Genomic DNA, 20,259 nt, shown 5'->3' on the forward strand with positions numbered 1-20,259 from the left:
ATCAGATTTTATTTTGAACAAACAGTAACAGTTGGAACTTAATATAATCCGATGGAGTTAGATGGTCGTTAAATACACAAAAAATGATATTCCTTTCGGCGCAACCAGATGACACTTACTTTATATGGCAGCTGGAAATACAACTGAGAAACTTTCGTTCCTTAGGAATTTTAAAAGAAAAAATTCATATTGTGATTGGTTACCATCCAATAGTAGGATTGAAGTCTGATTTTAAGGTGTTCATTCATAATAATAAGGATTTTGCTCTTTTTTTTCTTTATTCGGATACGAGGAAAAGGAAGAAATACCTTTCTTCCATAAGACCTCATTTGCTGAAAAAGCATTGGAAACAATTTCCATTTCTGGAAAATCATTATATTTTTTATCATGATTCTGATATTTTGTTAAGCAGGATTCCAGCTATTGATACAAATAATGCTATGAATTATGTTTCCGATACACGTTCTTACCTGAACTGCCAATATATCACCTCAAGAGCTGATACTGATCTTCTGTATAAAATGGCTGAGTTGGTAGGAATTACGGCAGAGGCAGTCTTTAGAAATGATGATCATGTGGGCGGGGCTCAATATGTTTTACACGATATATCCTCTGAATTTTGGGATAAGGTAGAGGAAGATTCTGAAAATATTTTTAATTTACTAACTGAGTATAATGCAAAAGAAAAGCAGAAAAAAATAGATCTTCCAGATTATCTGCCAAAAGAGATCCATGCATGGTATGCAGATATGTGGGCTGTACTATGGAATTTATGGTTTTTTAATAAAGTAGTCCGGATACATGAAGAAATGAATTTTTCATGGCCCACATATCCTATTGAATATTGGGAGATCAATCCAATTCTTCATTATGCAGGTGACCATGAAGATAAAAAACAATTTTTTTATAAGAGAGATTATGTACATTATGCTCCATGGTATGATGAAAACTTACATTTTATTCCTGATACAAACTGTAGTTTTCCCATTGTACAACTTATAAAACAAAGGAGAGAAGAGCTTGATAGTCAAAGATTAGAATTAAAGAATTTTGCATTTTATTTTATGGAAGATGTTGGAAAGAAATATTTTGATAAGTATTTTTTCACCAGAGAAAATCAGAATATCATTGAAATCTTCAATTCTATAATAATTCCTGAAAGTTTAGTAAAAGAGATAGATATTCTTTTAAAAGATGAAAGCTATACAGAAATACAATTTACTAAGGTTTATATGGTAGACGAACTCTTTACAGAAGCCTTTAAAAGAGTTCTGGATATTATGATTTTAGAACTAAATAAGGGGAAATTTTCCTTACATGATACAGGCTGGATTATAAAAGTTAAAGAAAGTTATAATACAACTCCTCTTACAATTACTAAGGAAATTTATCTTTTACAATGAATGTTGGTTTACTCAATGGCTTGTCAGGAGAAGCTCTCCGGCTATTTTTAAGTAAAGATAAAGCTTGTCATAAAAAAGGACAGGCGGTGCTGGACTTCATTGCTGAAAATATATTTTCTTGTGAAGATTATAGTTTTGAAAATGGGATTACAGGATTCGGCTGGCTAATCGCTTTTTTGCATCAGGAAAAATACTTACATATTAACAGTGATGAAATTTTAGAAGATGTGGATGATCAGATTTACAAAATGACACTTGCTGACCTTGGACAAGACGAACCAAGTATTGATCAGATATTAGGTTTAGTCAACTATTTTTTGATCAGATATAGGAATAACAATATAGGAGAAAATTATTACAGAAAATTTGCTCATTTGGAATGTTTAAATTTACTCTTCAATTATCTCATAAGTTATATTGAAAATTGTATTGGTGGTATCCATATCACTTTTTATGAATTTAACATTTGCTGTAAAATCTTACTGAAACTGGGATATAGTACTGAATATTTAAGCTTTAAAAATGTAAATGACCGGTTAATTGAATTTCATATTCATTTTATTCTTTTTTATGAAGCAAAAATCATAACATCCAATGACTTTGAAAAAGAAATATATATAGAAGGATTGCTGTACCTTCTTTTGTCTGCAGAACAAAAAAAATATGAAATTCTCGAGCAAAGACTCCTTTGTATAGGCAAAAAAGCAGGGGAATTATTCCTGCAGCATTTTATGTACAAAATATATTCTAAGAGAAAATTTGATTATTCTTTATTACAAAGTAAAAAATTATTCTTCATACTCACTAATTTAAAGATTCATTGTTGAATACCTGCTAATTATCTTTCCCCGTATAATAGTTATAATCTTTGATAATAACATTAATAAACTGCCTTTCCGTCATTTTAGTGGGATCTATTTCAAGCTTCAGAATGCTTTTAATTTTTTCAGACAGTTTACTGATGATCTGGCGGTCGTCTACTTTCAGAGCTTTGGTATAATTATCTTTGATGATTCTCATGTCGTTATCACTCAAAGCAATCACCTGAGGGAAAGAAGGAACATAATTTTCATGGATATTCTCCAGGATTGTATGAGAAATATTGATGTTGTTTTTTAGAGAAATAACAGCTGTTCCGGAAGCTATGTCGCCTAAACGCTGGTTGTTTTTAGAAACAATCATAGAAATAAGTCCTACTACTCCGGCAAATGAAACATCTACAATCCTGAAAACCCACCGGATCATATAATCGGCGAAGCTTGCCTGGTAACCGTCAATCTTCACAACTTTTATTTTCATGAGTTTTTTACCAGGAGTCTGACCTTCCATCAAGCTTTCCAATACAAGGGGATAAATATAAACAGGAAAGGTAAGGACAAGATATACAGCCTGTACTGACCAGCTGTCAAGCCCCTCTAAAAGATATCCCAAATCAAAAATATTGAAGAACAGATACAGGACAATTACCACGTAGGCAATCCTTATCAGAAGATCAATAATGAAGGCAAGCATCCTTTCTCCTACACCAGCAATATTAAAATTAATATTTACATTTTGTGAGGTATTTATCGCAATTTGAGACATATTTTTTATTATTTTAGCCTTAATAATTATGAGAGAAGTTTATTTTATTAAACAAAATAAAGAAAAATGGTTGGGAATCGAACAGGTTATTCAAGGGAAAATAAAAAAAAATCCTGATGACCTGTCTTCACTGTATATAAACCTGATCAACGATCTTTCTTTTGCCCAGACTTATTATCCCAAAAGCAATACTACCGTTTATCTGAACCATTTATCGGCCCAGATTTTTCAGAAAATTTATAAAACAAAAAGGGTAGAGGAGAACAGGCTGGTATACTTTTTCAAAACGGAAGTTCCGCTGCTGATGTATCAGTACCGGAGATATCTGATGTATGCGTTTCTCTTTTTCATTTTATTTACCTCAATAGGAGTACTTTCTGCTGTTTATGATAAAAGCTTTGTGAATATTATCCTGGGTGAAGGGTATGTTAATGAAACCGTTGAAAACATTAAAAACAATAACGCTGTAGGGGTTTATCAGAGCGGAAGTACCTGGGGAAGCACAATCGGGATTATTTTTAATAATATTCAGGTAGGAGCGAAGTTGTACATTTACGGTATTGCCGGAGGAGTGGGAACATTATTCGCTTTGCTTTCCAACAGTGTGATGCTGGGGGCTTTTCAATATTTTTTCTATGATTATGGTGCATTGAAAGAGAGTGCAAGAGGAATATGGCTTCATGGAGTCTTTGAAATTTTTGCCATGGTGGTGGAAGCAATGTGTGGATTGATTCTGGGAGCTTCTATCTTATTTCCGAGAACGTTTTCAAGATTCAATTCTTTTAAAAAAGGATTTAAAGATTCATTTAAAATATTTTTGAGTACGGTTCCTTTCACTATTTGTGCAGGGATTATAGAAGGATATGTCACCAGACACGCACTGAACATGCCTTTACTATTGAACCTTATCATTATTTTTGGCTCACTGGCAATTATTGGATACTACTATTTTGTGTATCCGTCTGTTGTTTACAAAAAAACTAATAAACACATCAATGATACAATTTTATAAAAAAAGAGATTTTGGAACTTTTATCAGTGATAGTTTCAATTTTTTCAAATTATACGGGAAGAATTATTTTAAAAACTATATTCTGATTAACGGCTTGCTTTTGATCTTAATGGTAACCGTTGTAATTTTCGGGTATAAAGAACTGTTTTCGCAGATATTCGGATCTAATCTTGGAGGAGAAACCTATTATTTTGAACAGTATTTTGCAGAAAATTCCGGAATGCTGATTACAGTAGGATTACTGACTTTCCTGCTTTTTATGATTCTGATGATTGTCAATTATCTGTATCCTGTTTTTTATTTAAAAAGAATTGCTCAGGGAGCAGAAAAGATAAAAGCGGATGAAATTCTTGGCGACTTTAAAAACAACGCTGGTAGAATTGTAAAGCTGTGCCTGGGAATGATCTTTATTGTTACTCCGGCAATTTTATTCGTGGTAGGTTTTTCTTATATCCTGATTTTTATTATTATCGGATTGTTTCTGATCCTGCTTCTCTACCCCACGATATTCAATTTTACTACATTTCTGATGTATGATTATTTTAATTCGGACCGAGGGTTCTGGGGAAGCTTGAGCTATGCTTTGCGTTCTCAGTTTTCTTACCCGAATGGAAGTGAAAAATCACCTTACTGGAAATATTGGGGATCTGCCTTTGTAATGTTTATTATCATTTACATGACAACATCTATATTCACATTCATTCCGATGATGTTTTTTTACGGATCACTTCTTACCTCTACACCGGACGGAAATTTTGAACAGAATCCTTTTACCGGAACTGCCGGAATCATTTTTTTTGTATTCTATGGAGTTTCCATGTTACTTTCATTTTTTCTATCCAACCTGATGTATGTGAATGCGGGATTAATGTATTATGACAGCAGAACAGATCTTCACCAGAAAGTAGAATTGGCAGAAATAGACACGATTGGAATCAATGAATAAAATTCTTTTTTTCATACTGCTTTTTTTCTCTCTTGGGCTGGTTCAGGCTCAGGATGATGCTCCGGTTTCTGATGATCTGGCAGATTCATTATATACAACCGGACATTACAGGAATATGCTGCGTGCAGATTCTGTACTGATGCAATATCCGGTATCGGAGAATGAGGTGTATCCCAAAACATTTAAAGAAAACATTCCGTCAAGATATAAAGGCAATGAGTTTGATTACTCCGTTTCAAAGCCGAGAGAATCTTTCTTTCAAAAACTGATGCGGAAGATCAATCAGATCATACAGGGAATCTTTGGAGATACAGCACTCACTAAGTCGGCGGAACTTACGACTGTTCTTATTCGTCTCTTTGCGATTATTCTTGTTGGGTTTCTGCTTTATTTCATCGTCAGATACATCATGGGAAAAGACGGGAAGTTTATTTTTGGTAAAAAGAATAAAAAGCTGGATCTTAATGTGCAGGAACTTCATGAGAATATCCATGAAATTAATTTTCCTGAAAGTATCGCGAAATTTGAACTTGCAGGGGATTACCGTTCTGCAGTCCGTTATCAGTTCCTGTTTATTCTTAAAAAGCTGAGTGATAAAAAACTGATCAACTGGAATCCGGAAAAAACCAATAAAGATTATACTGCAGAGTTAAAAGCTGCTCATCTGAAGAATGCTTTTTCTAACCTGTCTTATATTTTTGATTATGTCTGGTACGGAGAGTTCAATATTGATGAAGAGAACTATCGGAAATTTAAAAATCAGTATCTGGCATTTAAACCATAACAATAATAACCATGAATAAAACTTTCAAAACATATGCTGTAATTTTCGTCATTGTGATGATTGTTCTGGCATTGCTTGAAGTTAACAAAAAAGAAACAACAGACTGGCGGAAGAATTTTGATATCAACGAAAAGTCTCCCTTTGGATTGTTTGTTTTTAATAATGAAGCTAAAGATCTTTTTAAAAATAATATGAAAAAGATTGAGCAGATACCCTACGAATACTACAGCCAGCATAAAAAGTCTCCTCACAATATTGTAGTGATTGAAAATAATATTGACAAAGAGTCCTGGAATAAAATTCTGACTCAGGTATCTGAAGGCTCAGACGCATTTCTGATGGTGACCCGTATGCCTAAAGAAATTTCAGACAGTATCGGATATTACGATTCTGAGATCTCTTTTGAAGAAGAAAATGTATTGAAACTTACCGATAAAAAATTTCAGAATGATTTCATTAAGCTGGACAAATTCCCATCGGGTAGAGGGTTCTCATTCATTAAACCCAGAGTGGAAGTACTGGGAAAAACAGTAGAGAGAAAGAATACAGATCAGGCAAACTTTATCAAAGTAAAGTTTGGTAAGGGATACATCTATGCTCATGCGGAACCACTTTTTCTGACGAATTATTATCTTCTGAAACCCGGAAATATAAAATACGCTCAGGACGTGTTTTCATATCTTCAGGATAGGGAAACCCTATGGTTTGTCTCAAACAAAAGCTCTGAATCACGGTTTTTCATGAGATTTATATTGTCAAATCCGGCTTTAAAATATGCTTGGTGGACATTTTTAGGAGGCTTGATTCTTTTTATCTTCTTTAATGCAAAAAGAAAACAGAGAATAGTCCCTGTAATAGAACCATTGAGAAATACTTCCCTTGATTTTGTGAAAAGCATTGGAAATCTGTATCTTCAGGAAGGCGATTTCCATGATATGATGGCCAAGAAAGCTCAGTACTTTCTGAACAAAGTGAGAATGGATCTGTTGATAGATACCCAGCATTTAGATGAAGAATTTGCAAAAAAATTACATTTGAAAACCGGGAAAACCATGGAAATGATTAATGAAGCTATGGCACTTATCAAAAAAGCCCAGGACCCTTACGCCAGCGTAATGAAAGAAGATCTTACAAGGATCAATAAGCTCCTTGATGAAATACTTAAATAATATAACAATAGAATAACCTAACCATATAACAGTTTTTCAATGCTAAAATGTCTGTTCGTTAGAATACATATAATTGTAGATAGTCATTGTTAAACTAGCAAATTAAAATTATTATGGAAAACTTTGATAACCCCAATATAGAAAACCAAAGCGCTATCAACCTTAATAAACAGGAAGAACAATTTCAGTCGAGAATCGATATGATCGAACTTCGTGCAAGCCTGGAGAAAGTAAAATCTGAGATCGGAAAAGTGATCGTAGGACAGGAGAAGATGATTGAACATCTTTTGGCCGCGTTACTTTCCAACGGCCACGTTCTTATTGAAGGAGTTCCGGGAGTCGCGAAAACAATCACTGCAAAATTATTAGCCAAAACCATTGATGTAGGGTTTAGCAGAATTCAGTTTACACCGGATCTTATGCCCTCCGATATTCTGGGAACATCCGTATTCAATGTGAAAAACTCAGAATTTGAATTTAAAAAAGGACCTATCTTCTCCAACTTTATCCTGATTGATGAGATCAACAGATCGCCTGCCAAAACACAGTCTGCATTATTTGAAGTAATGGAAGAAAGACAGATCACAATGGACGGAACGCGTTATATTCTGGAAGAGCCTTTCCTGGTGATCGCTACTCAAAACCCGATTGAACATGAAGGAACGTATAGACTACCGGAAGCGCAGCTGGACCGTTTTCTATTCAAAATCAATGTAGGATATCCTAATCTTGAACAGGAAATTGCAATCATTAAAAATCAGCACGAAAGCAAAAAAGAGGATAAAACAGAAGGGATCAACCGCGTTATTACAGCTGAACAATTGAAAAACTATCAGCATCTGGCAAAAGAAATCATAGTGGAAAGCCAGCTGATGGAATATATTGCGAAAATTATCATCAACACAAGAGAAAACCAATTCTTATATCTGGGAGCTTCCCCAAGAGCTTCATTAGCACTTCTTACGGCATCAAAGGCATTTGCGGCATTACGAGGAAGAGATTTCGTAACTCCTGAAGATATTAAAGAAGCAAGCTACGCTGTTTTAAGGCACAGAGTAATCGTATCTCCGGAAAGAGAGATGGAAGGTCTTACCGCAGATGAAATTATCCGCCAGATTTTAGAAGGAATAGAAATACCGAGATAAGTTAGTAGAGAGAAGAGTTTGGATTATAATTCCTAAAACCTTTCATCTGCAACCTGCAACCCAACCCATGAAAAACTTATACATCAATACACGTTTCTTTTTTGCACTCATCGGAGTGGGGATTCTGTATGTCCTTGCATTTTTCTTTCCGGTACTGATGTGGACTGCCCATATCGTACTCCTGCTATGCTTTCTGGCCGCAATGGTAGATTTTTTGTTGATTTTTAATCAAAAAAATGCCTTACAGGTTCAAAGAATTCTGCCGGAAAAGCTTTCTAACGGAGATGAGAATTTTGTGAAAATTGATATTAAAAATAATTACAGCTTTACCATAACCACTAAAATTATTGATGAAATTCCGTTTCAGTTTCAGAAAAGAGATTTCTTGATTGAGAAACAGATTGCGTCCGGAGCCAATACATTTTTTCAATATTCATTAGAACCTAAGGAAAGAGGAGAATATCATTTCGGAGGTTTGAATGTGTATGCATCTTCACCATTGGGATTCGTCTCCAGAAGATTTATTTTCCAGAAAGATGCCATGCTTCCTTCTTATCCATCTTTTATTCATCTCAGAAAATATGAGCTGATGGCCATTCAGAGTGAATTTTTGTTAGGCGGAATCAAGAGAGTGAGAAAACTGGGACATACCATGGAATTTGAGCAGATCAAAGAATATGTACCAGGAGATGATATCAGAACGATCAACTGGAAAGCCACTTCCAAAACGAATCGTTTAATGGTTAACCAGTTTCAGGATGAAAAATCACAGCGTATTTTTATGCTGATTGATAAAGGAAGAACCATGAAAATGCCTTTCAACGGATTAAGCTTACTGGATTATTCCATCAATGCAACGATGGCATTATCGCATATTATTTTAAGAAAAGGAGACCGGGCCGGAATGATGACGTTTTCTAAAAAAGCGGAGAATAAAATTGCTGCCGATAACAAATCCGGACAGTTGAAGAAAATCTCTGAAGCTCTTTATAATATCAAAACAGATTTCTTCGAGAGTGATTTCAACCGTTTGTATCAGGACGTAAAATATTCCATCAATCAAAGAAGCTTGATTCTGCTTTTTACCAATTTTGAAACCCTGGATGGGCTGAACCGGCAGCTGAAATATCTTCGAGGAATTGCTAAAAACCACTTACTGGTAGTGGTATTCTTCAAAAATTCAGAACTGCAGACGTTGATCAACAAAAATCCTGAAAATATGCAGGAAATTTATGATGAAATTATTGCTGAAAAATTTGAATTTGAAAAGAAACTGATCATCCAGGAACTTCGTAAATACGGAATTTATACCGTATATACCCTTCCTGAAAATTTGAATATCGATGTTATCAATAAATATCTGGAGATAAAAGCGAGAGGAATTTTATAAAATATTTTAAATACAAATCAAAAAATAAAATGGAACTAAAAGAAAAGGCAGGTGCGCTGTTGAAAATAGCTGCCTTAAATGAAGGTGCAAAAGAATATATTCTTAACAATCCTGAGCTCTTTAAACTCTTACTGAAAGCAGCTAAAAGATATATAGGAGGCGAAAAAATGGAAGAAGCTATTGCTACTGCTAAAAGAATTAATGATAAAGGACTTCCAACTTCACTAGAGTTTATGGGAGAAAGTACCCGTTCCGTGGAAGAATCAGAATCAGTAACTCAACATTTTTTTGATTTGATTAATAAAGTGAAAGAAGAGAATATCAATTCTATTATTTCTTTGGATTTATCACATATAGGTCTTGCTATTGATAAGGATCTTGCTTATAATAATTTAATGTCATTAGCAGAATCAGCTTACAAAAAAGATATTGAAATAGTGATTAGCGCAGAGGGTATTGATAGAACTGATGATATTATTAATACCTTTTGTAAAATATCGCCTGATTTTCCAAATGTTGGAATTACCCTTCAGGCATATTTAAACCGTACTCCAAAAGACCTTGAACGGATATTGAATGAAACACAAGGAAAAATAAGAATTGTAAAAGGTGCTTTTGCTGTTCCTCCGGGACATGCTGTAGAGAGAGGAAAACATTTAGACGATTTATATATTAAATATATTGAAACTCTTTTCCTTAAAAACAGAAAATGTTCTGTTGCTACCCATCATTATATCGTTCAAAATAGAGTTAAAGAGCTTATTGACCAATATGACATTCCAAAATCTATGTATGAATTTGAAATGTTACTGGGAATACAGGAAGACCTGTTGAACGAAATCTATAAAGAAGGTTACCCGTGCAGGCAGTATATTGTGTATGGTGATGAATGGTATCTGTACATGTGTAACCGCATTGCAGAAAATCCGGATAATCTTTTTCAGGCTATGGTTGATATCATGTCTTAGCCTGAGGTTTACTCCATAAAGTTTTTTATATTTGAATAAGAATATAAAAAGAAATCTGAAATATAAACCCGTACAATGAAAATTACACTCAACAGAATAAACGACGATTTTTTATTTGAATGTACAAACTCACAAGGAAATTCTATCCTTTTAGATAATACTTCCCAGCCGGGAGCCAAAGGAGTTTCCCCAATGGAAAGTGTACTGATGGCTGTGGCAGGATGCAGCGGAATTGATGTGGTGTCTATTCTGAAGAAGCAACGTCAGGAAATTAAAAGCTTTCAGGCAGAGGTAGAAGGAGAAAGAGTGCAGGTAGAAGATGCGAAACCTTTTAAATCGATTAACGTTAAGTTCCTTTTGGAAGGAGAAATTGATCCTAAAAAAGCATTAAAAGCTGCAGAACTTTCTTTTGAAAAATACTGCTCTGTATCAAAAACGTTAGAACCGAATGTAGAAATCGGATACGAAGTGTATGTGAACGGAGAAAAAATTTAATCTCTCACATAGAATAGCAAAAGCCGGATGAAACATCCGGCTTTTATATTACTCATTACCAATTACTCATTGCTTATTAAAAGGTGAGTCTTGGTTTTATCAGTTTCGCCACAGTGGCTGTCCATCCCGTTTGGTGGGAAGCCCCTACGCCACGGCCGTTATCTCCATGGAAATACTCAAAGAAGGTAATATAATCTCTGAAATGTTCATCATAATTGAATTTCGGATTCCCTCCGTTGAAAGCCCTTTGCCCGTGTTCATCTTTTAAAAATAAAGAACAAAGTCTTTTGCTTATGTTCTGAGCTACTTCATCAAGGTTTCTCTTGTCGCCGCTGCCTGTTGGAAGTTCTACTTTCAGGCTGTTTCCATAATAATAATGAAAACGCTGAAGACTTTCCACAATCAGAAAATTGATGGGAAACCAAATGGGGCCGCGCCAGTTGCTGTTTCCGCCAAACATACGGCTGTCACTTTCTGCGGGTGTATAGTAGACCATATTTTCCGTTCCATGCACAGAAAATACAAAAGGATTTTCTTCATATACTTTGGACATCGCACGGATTCCGTAAGAACTCAGGAACTCTTTTTCATCAAGCATTCTGGACAGGACCTTTGTCAGTCTGTTTTTGCGGAGGATACTCATAAGGTGTTTTCGTCCTTGTCCTTCCTCATCCCAGTGAGAAACCAGTTTGGTCAACTCCGGCTTGTTCTTTAAGATCCATTCCATCCGGGTTCTGAAATTCGGCATCTTTTCCAATAAATGATGATCTACAATTTCAACGGCAAACATAGGAATCAGGCCTACGATACTTCTTAATCTTAAAGAAACGCTTTCCCCATTACCAAGCTGCAATACATCATAGAAGAATCCGTCTTCTTCATTCCAGAGACCTTTTGTGCCTTCGCCCAGATTTTCCATAGCCTCGGCGATATAAAGATAATGCTCAAAAAACTTGATCGCCATATCTTCATATACCTGGTAATACTGGGCAAGTTCCATCGCAATACGCATCATATTCAGTGCATACATCGCCATCCAGCTTGTTCCGTCTGCCTGTTCAAGGTGCTGGCCGTCCTTTAGTTCCATATTCCGGTCGAAAGCTCCGATATTATCAAGCCCAAGGAAACCACCGCCAAAGATGTTTTTCCCGTTTTTATCCTTCCGGTTCACCCACCATGTGAAATTAAGCAGCAATTTCTGGAAGACTTTTTCTAAAAATAATAAATCCGGCTTTCCGTTATTTTTTTCATCAATTTTAAAAACCCGGAAGCATGACCATGCGTGTACAGGAGGATTCACATCACTCATATTCCATTCATAGGCAGGAAGCTGTCCGTTGGGATGCATGTACCATTCTTTTGTAAGCAGCAAAAGCTGTCCCTTGGCAAATTCCGCATCAATGATGGAAAAAGGTACACAGTGAAAGGCCAGATCCCATGTAGCATACCACGGATATTCCCATTTATCAGGCATGGAAATAATATCCTTATTATGGAGATGATTCCATTCTGTATTTCTTACATATTCGTTGAAATTTCTTGGTGCTTCAAAGTTGGGATCACCTTTCAGCCATTTTCCGATATTATAATGGTAGAACTGTTTATTCCAGAGAAGCCCGGCAAAAGCCTGTCGCTGAACATTTCTTTCATCTTCGTTTACAGTGTCATTCTGAATTTCTTTATAAAATTCTTCAGCTTCAGCCTGTCGCGTATTGAAAATGGTATCAAAGTTTTCAAAAGGCTCATCGGCCTCTTCAGGGCACAATCTGAATTCAAAAACTTTTGATTCTCCGGCTCCGATAAGCTCATCAATCAGAAAAGAAGCTTTTGTCCCCTTTTTTTCGGGATTTACTGTATTTGCTTTATGAATAATATAGTGGTTGATTCCGTCTTTGAAATAAGTGTTTTCAACTGCGGGAGCTCCGTAAAGTTTAGACGTATTGGTTTCATTATCACAAAATACACTTTCGGCGTTTAAATTCCGGGAATAGAATTTTTTGATCGAAATGCTGTCATGTCCAATGTTAATACTTCCGTCGGGAGATGCATTGATTTCTCCTTTATAAGTATTGTATCCCCACTTCCAGTTGTTTCTGAACCATACAGTCGGAGCTACCAGAATAGGAGCTTCATGCTGACTTCGGTTGCATACTGTTACTCTGGCAAGAATATCATTGTGATCGGCTTTGCAGTATTCAATGAAAATATCAAAATATTCATCATTATCGAAAATTCCGGTATCGAAAATCTCATATTCCGGTTGCTTTTTGCTGCGTCTTCCGTTTTCTGCAACAAGCTCATCGTAAGGAAATTCATTAATTGGATATTTATACACCATTTTCATATAGCTGTGAGTAGGCGTATTATCCAGGTAATAAAAGATTTCTTTGATGTCTTCCCCATGGTTTCCCTGAGGATTGCTCAATCCGAAGAACCGTTCTTTTACCATTTTGTCCTTCTTGTTCCAGAACGAAAGAGCAAAACACAAAAGCTGTTTTACATCAGAAATTCCGGCAATGCCTTCTTCACCCCAGCGGTAGGCATAGCTTTCGGCATTATTATGATTGGTAAAGTTCCAGGCATTCCCGTTCGGGCTATAATCTTCGCGTACATTTCCCCACTGCCGGTTGCTTACATAAGGTCCCCAGTTTTTCCATTTGGTATCTTGTAATCTATCTTTTTCAGCGGTCATATCTCATCATTTTTCCACACGAAGTTAGTTTTTTTGACAAGTAATTCCAATTTTTTTCATCTGAAGAATTATTAATATGGCCTTGAAATACTTGTGTTTAAGGGCTTTTTAAAATATTAAAATATTTTTTTTTTGAAATTAAAAGAAAAGAACTACCTTTGCATCATTCGTTCATTCAAATATTGAAAATGTTATCAAGAAAGGTTGAGGGATTAGACCCTATGAAACCTTAGCAACCCTTTGTGCAAGCAAAGAAGGTGCTACGTTCTACCAAAGTATTTTGGACAGATAACTTACTGAAGTTCTTTTCAGCCATTTCCTGTGGCATTTTCAATTGTATTAAAATTTAATAGAATTGAAAACAGAACTAAACTATATTAATCTTTCGTATCAAACAAATTCCCAAAAGGAATACCATATCCCGTTAAGCTATCAGCTTTTTGGGAAAGATCTGTTTACAGCCCCTGTCATTTTAATCAACCATGCCCTTACCGGAAACTCAAATGTATCCGGAGATAAAGGCTGGTGGAAACAGCTGGTAGGAGAAAACCAGATTGTTGATACCGATCAATACACTGTTCTGTGTTTCAATATACCCGGAAACGGATATGATGATTTTTTAATTGAAGACTATGAAGACTTCACCCCTTCAGATATCGCCGCAATATTTCTGAAAGGACTTGAAGCATTACATATCAAAAACTTATATGCCATTATCGGAGGCTCTCTGGGAGGAGGGATTGCCTGGGAAATGCTTGCCAAGCAGCCGAATCTTGCAGAAATATTTATTCCCATAGCCTGTGATTACAGAACACACGACTGGCTTCATGCGCAGTGTCTGGTTCAGAAATTTTTATTGAATGATAAAGAAGAACCATTACAGAAAGCGAGAATTCATGCCATGCTGTGTTACAGAACTCCACAGTCACTCAATGACAGATTTCAAAACCAATATAACCAGGAAAAACAACGCCTGGAATCAGAAGACTGGTTGGTTTATCATGGTAATGCACTGAACGAGAGGTTTAGTTTAAAAGCATACAAGCTGATGAATCATCTCTTAATGAATATAAACGTTGCTGAAAAAGCACTGGAGAACATACAGGCACGAATGCACATGATCTCAGTAGATACAGACTTATTCTTCCCGGCTTCTGAAATCCGGATGTGTTTTGAAAACTTAAAAGAGAAAAATAAGAATGTTTCTTATCACGAGATCCAATCTATACACGGGCATGATGCCTTCCTAATGGAATATCAACAATTAAATAATATCATTAAAAACATTTTACAGAAGTAATGAAAAATGCTAACGAAATAAAATTTTTGAAGAACAGATCAATCATCAAATTTGAAGGAGAAGATTTCCTGGGAGAAATCGGGATTGACGGACGTATTTTTAAAGCGCTTACTTTAGCGCGTATCAGTGTAGGCGTAATTTCTCAACAGGCCATAGAAAACGGAATTTCTATTCTGGTCCAGGAAAATGATGCAGAAAAAGCAGTGGCTTGTCTTATTGATGAATTTGAAGCAGAAAGAAAATCAGGAAAAGTTTCCCAGATCTATAGTATCAATAAAGTTTCTGTGATTGGTTTTGTAGCAGAAGATTTCAATAAAGTCTTTGCTGAGCTGGCAAGAAATAATGTTTTTCCATTGCTTTTAAATCAGGTGGCAGGAGAAAACAGAGTCAACATTGTAGTGACTTCTTCACAGGATGAAAAAACAAAAAATATCATAGAATCTGAAATTTTCAAAAAACCAAAGACGGTTCATCTGGCAATTATTGGTCACGGAAACGTAGGAAAAACACTGATAGAACAAGTTCTTGAATCAGCAGAAGAAATTAAAAAACGTAAAAAAATTGATCTTAAAGTGGTAGCAGTAGCCAACTCTAAGAAAATTGCCTTCAATAAAAAAGGATTTGATGCCAATTGGAAAGATGAGGTTTTAACAGCAGAACATCCATCGAATGTAGAAGAACTGATTAATTTCTCGAACGAAAATCAACTGGAAAACCTGATCGTTGTAGATAACACAGCCAGCAAAGATTTTGTTAAAAACTATCATGCTTTGGCAGAAAACGGATTTGATCTCGTTTCTTCCAACAAAATTTTTAATACGCTTCCCATTGAGGAATACAGAAAACTAAGATATACGTTGAGCAAAAACAACAGACGTTATCTGTATGAAACCAATGTTGGTGCAGGTCTTCCGTTAATTGATACAATCAAATTATTACACCTTTCAGGAGAGAATATTACAAGAATTAAAGGCGTATTCTCAGGAACATTGAGTTATGTTTTCAATAATTTTTCTTTGAGAGACGATAAATTCTCAACCATCATCAACGAAGCTCTGGAAAAAGGATACACAGAACCGGATCCAAGAGAAGACTTATCAGGAAATGATGTAGCCAGAAAACTATTGATTCTTGCGAGAGAATTAGACTTAATCAATGAATTCGGAGATATCAATATCCAAAATCTGGTTCCGGAAAACTTATTGGAGGTTTCAAAATCAGAATTCCTTTCAAGACTTGAAGAACTGGATGATGAATACCAGAAGATAAAAGAGAATCAGGAATCTGGACACGTATTGAGATATGTAGGTGATCTGCACGGTGATCTGCAGACAGATAAAGGCGAGTTGGATGTGAAACTGATTTCAGTTCCTGCAACTTCCGCTTTAGGTCAGTTAAAAGGTTCAGATTCAATCTTTGAAATCTATACGGAAAGCTACGGAGAAAACCCAATTGTTATCATGGGAGCGGGAGCTGGTGCACAGGTAACAGCAAGAGGTGTATTCGGGGATATTTTAAGAGTAAGTGAAACAAAATAAAACTTAATATAACAGGGTAATCATTACTGCAGTTGTCATTCTGAGCATCGCGAAGAATCTGATGGTTACACTGCTAAATTGACAAATTAAAACTATATGGAAAATTTTGAAACATCAGCAATAAGAACCCAGACGGAAAGATCTCAGTTTGATGAGCATTCTACGCCATTATATCTTACTTCCAGTTTTATATTTCAGGATGCGGAAGATATGAGAGCCAGCTTTGCTGAAGAAAAACCTAAAAACCTATACAGCCGTTTCTCTAATCCCAATGTAACAGAGTTTACAGAGAAGATCGCTAAAATGGAAGGTGCAGAAGCAGGATATGCCTTTGCAACGGGGATGGCTGCCATCTATTCTACATTTGCTGCCTTATTGAACGCCGGAGATCATATCGTAAGCTGTCAGTCTGTATTCGGGTCTACACATACCTTGTTTACCAAGTATTTCCCGAAATGGAATATTGAAACCTCTTATTTCAAAGCTGGAGATGCGGAAAATGTTGAACAATACATTAAACCCAATACAAAGATCTTATATCTTGAAACACCTACCAATCCGGCTATTGAAATTCTGGATCTTGAGTTTTTCGGACAGATCGCTAAAAAGTATAATCTTATTTTTATTGTAGATAACTGTTTTGCAACACCTTATCTTCAGCAGCCAATCAAATACGGTGCAGATATTGTGGTACACTCAGCTACGAAACTGATTGACGGACAGGGAAGAGTTTTAGGAGGAATAGCCGTAGGAAAAGAAGACCTGATCAGAGAAATTTATCTTTTCGCAAGAAATACAGGACCTGCATTATCTCCTTTTAATGCCTGGGTATTATCCAAAAGTTTAGAAACATTGGCAATCCGTGTAGAAAAGCACTGTGAAAATGCTTTGAAGGTGGCCGAATTTTTAGAAAGCCATCCTAATGTGGAATTAGTTAAATATCCATTCCTGAAATCCCATCCAAATTATGAAGTAGCCAAAAAGCAGATGAAGTTGGGAGGAAACATCGTAGCATTTGAAATAAAAGGAGGAATAGAAGGAGGACGAAACTTTTTAGATAAGATACAAATGTGTTCGCTGTCTGCCAACTTAGGCGATACAAGAACGATCGTTACGCACCCGGCATCCACTACGCACTCCAAGCTTTCTGACGAAGAAAGAAATGAAGTAGGGATTACTGCAGGGTTGGTTCGTTGCTCAGTAGGGCTGGAAAATGTGGAGGATGTCATTGCAGATTTGAAACAGGCTTTAGATTAGTTAATCGTTAACAGTTTATAAGAGCTCAATGAATAGGGATTACACAGAATTAGCAATTTGGAGAGAAGGGAAAAAGTTGGTGCATTTAACTTATGCTCTTACTGCAAATTTTCCTAGAAAAGAGGTATTGGCTTTAACGGGTCCAATAAGAAGAATGGCAACTTCAGTTTCGTTGAATATAACGGAAGGAAGTAGAAGAGAGGCTTCAGAAGATACTTTACAGTTTCTGCATATTGCCGGGAAATCTCTCTGTAAACTGGAAACTCAATTCCATTTTGCTTCAGACCGGCATTATATTTCTAAAGAAGATTTTGAAATCATTAATAAACAAATCCTCTTATGCAAAAAACTGGTCAGCGGATTTATAAACTATTACAAATTGATAGAAAATGAAAAATTCAGAACAATTATATAAAGCGCTATCTGAAAGAATTTTGATTCTTGACGGTGCCATGGGAACCATGCTTCAAAGATACAAATTTGAAGAAGAAGACTATCGCGGGGAGCGTTTTAAAGACTGGGAACATCCTGTAAAAGGAAATAATGACCTGCTTTCTTTGTCTCAGCCTCAGGCGATTGAAGAAGTTCACAAGAAATACCTGGAAGCAGGAGCAGATATCATTGAAACCAATACGTTTTCAGGAACCACTATTGCAATGGCAGATTATCATATGGAAGAACTGGTATATGAACTGAACTATGAGTCAGCAAAAATTGCCAGAAAAGCCTGTGATGAGTATACTGCGAAAAATCCAGACAAACCGAGATTCGTAGCCGGATCTATAGGACCAACAAACAGAACAGCTAGTTTAAGTCCTGATGTGAATGATCCCGGATACAGAGCCATCACTTTTGAAGAACTGAGAGTGGCATACAAACAGCAGTGTGAAGCTTTGCTGGACGGAGGTTCAGATATCCTTCTGGTAGAAACCATCTTTGATACCCTGAATGCAAAAGCTGCCTTATTTGCGATTGATGAATTACAGGACGAAAGAGGAATAAAAATTCCAATCATGGTTTCAGGAACGATTACGGATGCTTCCGGAAGAACATTAAGTGGGCAGACGGCAGAAGCTTTCCTGATTTCGGTTTCCCACCTGAATTTATTAAGTGTAGGTTTCAATTGCGCGTTGGGAGCAGATCAGCTTACTCCTTATCTTGAAACACTGGCTCATAATTCAGAATTCTATGTCTCAGCATACCCGAATGCCGGTTTACCCAATGCCTTCGGAAAATATGATGAAACTCCCGAAGATATGGCAAGGCAGATCAAAGAATATGTGGAAAAAGGACTGATCAATATCATCGGAGGATGCTGCGGAACAACTCCAGAGCACATCAAAGCGATTGCTGACCTGGTAGAAAAATATGAACCAAGGAAATTGAAGAAATTTGTCTGATTTGATAGATTTTTTTAATTAAAATCAAGAATGAAGGCTGAATTATTAATATTAACTTTAAGTAAACCACAAAGTTAAAGATAATGGAAAAGCCGATTTACTTAAAAGATTCAGAGGATATCAGATTATTTAATGAGCTGAGAAAGAAAGTAAACCAAAGAGTAGAATCCATTTCTGAGAATAGAGATATCTACATTCAGATCAAAGCAGTTATTCTTCCAATGGTCTATATGGGTTTGTATTTTCTGGCTGTTTTGAATGCTGAAAAGCATTGGATCTATATTCTGAGTTTTGTTTTCATGGGAATTTCTTTGGTTTTGATTTATTTAAACTTAATCCACGAAGCGGCCCATAACAACATCTATAAAAGTAAAAGGCTCAACAGGCTGGTTCTTCATATTTTTGATTTTATAGGAGCTAATTCCTATATCTGGAAAAAAAGACATATCGCAAGCCATCATGCCTATCCTAATGTGGACGGATGGGATACGGATATTGAGCAGAGTGGATTACTTTTAATCGTACCGTGGATTAAAGCGAAAGGAGTACAGAAGTATCAGGACAAGTTCTTCTTTTTAGTATATCCGTTGTATTTGTTCAACTGGATGTTTATAAGAGACTTCAGAGACTTCTTTGATAAGGAAAGAGTGATTTTGAAAACCCAGGGAAAGATCCCCACCATTGAAAAAGTAAAAATGATAAGTTATAAACTGTTCTATTTCTTTTATCAGATTGTGGTTCCTGTAGTGCTCTTTAAAGTATCAATAGGATTGGCTTTAGGAGCGTGGTTTTTACAGGTGATATCAGCAAGTATTTTTGCATTGTTTGTTTTACTGCCTTTGCATCCGCTTCCTGATAATGCCTTTCCAACATTAAATAAAGGGAATGGTCTTCCATTCAGCTGGCTTCGCCATCAGTTTGAAGTGACCAATGATTTAAAAGAAAATAACTGGCTGGTAAGAAATATGTTGGGAAATTTTAATTTTCATGTAGCCCATCATCTGTTCCCGAATTACAGTTATATGTATTACAACGAGATCACAGAGGAGATTGAGGAATTTGCTAGAGAACATGATTTAGCTTACAAAAGGTTTCCCCTGATTACAGCTTTAAGCAAGCACAGGGATTTATTGAGGCAGAATGCCCATAATGCCTACTATATTTTAGAAGAATAAA

The 20,259-nt window shown here is 36.0% G+C and carries 18 protein-coding genes and 1 riboswitch; of the genes, 16 read left to right on the forward strand and 2 right to left on the reverse strand.

What is annotated here, in order from left to right:
• Positions 1-83: 83 nt before the first annotated feature.
• Entirely contained in the window at positions 84-1,403 is a 1,320-nt protein-coding gene (locus ACODR7_RS11835; RefSeq protein ID WP_488839184.1) for a hypothetical protein, read from the forward strand.
• Entirely contained in the window at positions 1,400-2,230 is an 831-nt protein-coding gene (locus ACODR7_RS11840; protein ID WP_488839186.1) for a glycoside hydrolase family protein, read from the forward strand. Before ACODR7_RS11835 ends, ACODR7_RS11840 begins: the two co-directional genes overlap by 4 nt.
• A gap of 7 nt (positions 2,231-2,237) precedes the next feature.
• On the opposite strand, the gene ACODR7_RS11845 is transcribed toward ACODR7_RS11840, so the two are convergent.
• Positions 2,238-2,987: an RDD family protein gene (locus ACODR7_RS11845; RefSeq protein WP_488839188.1), complete on the reverse strand. Its 750-nt coding sequence runs from the start codon at positions 2,985-2,987 to the stop codon at positions 2,238-2,240.
• A gap of 28 nt (positions 2,988-3,015) precedes the next feature.
• On the opposite strand from ACODR7_RS11845, the gene ACODR7_RS11850 reads away from it, so the two are divergent.
• From ACODR7_RS11850 to ACODR7_RS11885, 8 genes are all read left to right on the forward strand, one after another.
• Entirely contained in the window at positions 3,016-3,999 is a 984-nt protein-coding gene (locus ACODR7_RS11850) for a stage II sporulation protein M (protein ID WP_488839190.1), read from the forward strand.
• Positions 3,983-4,945 carry a DUF4013 domain-containing protein gene (locus ACODR7_RS11855; protein ID WP_488839191.1) on the forward strand — a complete coding sequence of 321 codons (963 nt, stop codon included), beginning with the start codon at positions 3,983-3,985 and terminating at the stop codon, positions 4,943-4,945. Before ACODR7_RS11850 ends, ACODR7_RS11855 begins: the two co-directional genes overlap by 17 nt.
• Complete coding sequence (locus tag ACODR7_RS11860) at positions 4,938-5,729, forward strand: DUF4129 domain-containing protein (protein ID WP_488839193.1); 792 nt, start codon at positions 4,938-4,940, stop codon at positions 5,727-5,729. The genes ACODR7_RS11855 and ACODR7_RS11860 overlap by 8 nt, the downstream gene beginning before the upstream one ends.
• An 11-nt stretch (positions 5,730-5,740) precedes the next feature.
• Positions 5,741-6,898: a hypothetical protein gene (locus ACODR7_RS11865; RefSeq protein ID WP_488839195.1), complete on the forward strand. Its 1,158-nt coding sequence runs from the start codon at positions 5,741-5,743 to the stop codon at positions 6,896-6,898.
• Between the two features lie 113 nt (positions 6,899-7,011).
• The gene (locus tag ACODR7_RS11870; RefSeq protein ID WP_488839197.1) at positions 7,012-8,043 is read left to right on the forward strand and encodes an AAA family ATPase; all 1,032 of its coding nucleotides are present in this window, start codon (positions 7,012-7,014) and stop codon (positions 8,041-8,043) included.
• 67 nt (positions 8,044-8,110) lie between these two features.
• Positions 8,111-9,433, forward strand: a complete 1,323-nt coding sequence (locus tag ACODR7_RS11875) for a DUF58 domain-containing protein (RefSeq protein WP_488839199.1) — start codon at positions 8,111-8,113, stop codon at positions 9,431-9,433.
• A gap of 29 nt (positions 9,434-9,462) precedes the next feature.
• Positions 9,463-10,401, forward strand: a complete 939-nt coding sequence (locus tag ACODR7_RS11880; RefSeq protein ID WP_488839201.1) for a proline dehydrogenase family protein — start codon at positions 9,463-9,465, stop codon at positions 10,399-10,401.
• A 75-nt stretch (positions 10,402-10,476) separates the two neighbouring features.
• Complete coding sequence (locus tag ACODR7_RS11885; protein ID WP_062673700.1) at positions 10,477-10,896, forward strand: OsmC family protein; 420 nt, start codon at positions 10,477-10,479, stop codon at positions 10,894-10,896.
• Between the two features lie 76 nt (positions 10,897-10,972).
• On the opposite strand, the gene ACODR7_RS11890 is transcribed toward ACODR7_RS11885, so the two are convergent.
• Positions 10,973-13,588, reverse strand: a complete 2,616-nt coding sequence (locus ACODR7_RS11890) for an MGH1-like glycoside hydrolase domain-containing protein (RefSeq protein WP_488839203.1) — start codon at positions 13,586-13,588, stop codon at positions 10,973-10,975.
• A gap of 188 nt (positions 13,589-13,776) precedes the next feature.
• Positions 13,777-13,883: riboswitch (SAM riboswitch) on the forward strand.
• A 60-nt stretch (positions 13,884-13,943) separates the two neighbouring features.
• On the opposite strand from ACODR7_RS11890, the gene ACODR7_RS11895 reads away from it, so the two are divergent.
• The 6 genes from ACODR7_RS11895 (at position 13,944) to ACODR7_RS11920 (ending at position 20,258) form a co-directional block, all read left to right on the forward strand.
• Positions 13,944-14,888 carry an alpha/beta fold hydrolase gene (locus tag ACODR7_RS11895; RefSeq protein WP_488839205.1) on the forward strand — a complete coding sequence of 315 codons (945 nt, stop codon included), beginning with the start codon at positions 13,944-13,946 and terminating at the stop codon, positions 14,886-14,888.
• Positions 14,888-16,426, forward strand: a complete 1,539-nt coding sequence (locus tag ACODR7_RS11900) for an ACT domain-containing protein (RefSeq protein WP_488839207.1) — start codon at positions 14,888-14,890, stop codon at positions 16,424-16,426. The genes ACODR7_RS11895 and ACODR7_RS11900 overlap by 1 nt, the downstream gene beginning before the upstream one ends.
• Before the next feature lie 96 nt (positions 16,427-16,522).
• Positions 16,523-17,683 carry an O-succinylhomoserine sulfhydrylase gene (locus tag ACODR7_RS11905; protein ID WP_488839209.1) on the forward strand — a complete coding sequence of 387 codons (1,161 nt, stop codon included), beginning with the start codon at positions 16,523-16,525 and terminating at the stop codon, positions 17,681-17,683.
• A gap of 28 nt (positions 17,684-17,711) precedes the next feature.
• Positions 17,712-18,098, forward strand: a complete 387-nt coding sequence (locus ACODR7_RS11910) for a four helix bundle protein (protein WP_488839211.1) — start codon at positions 17,712-17,714, stop codon at positions 18,096-18,098.
• Complete coding sequence (locus ACODR7_RS11915) at positions 18,073-19,083, forward strand: homocysteine S-methyltransferase family protein (protein ID WP_488839213.1); 1,011 nt, start codon at positions 18,073-18,075, stop codon at positions 19,081-19,083. Before ACODR7_RS11910 ends, ACODR7_RS11915 begins: the two co-directional genes overlap by 26 nt.
• 83 nt (positions 19,084-19,166) lie before the next feature.
• Positions 19,167-20,258, forward strand: a complete 1,092-nt coding sequence (locus ACODR7_RS11920) for a fatty acid desaturase family protein (RefSeq protein WP_488839215.1) — start codon at positions 19,167-19,169, stop codon at positions 20,256-20,258.
• Position 20,259 lies beyond the last annotated feature (1 nt).

The organism is Chryseobacterium sp. FG46 (assembly GCF_057809135.1).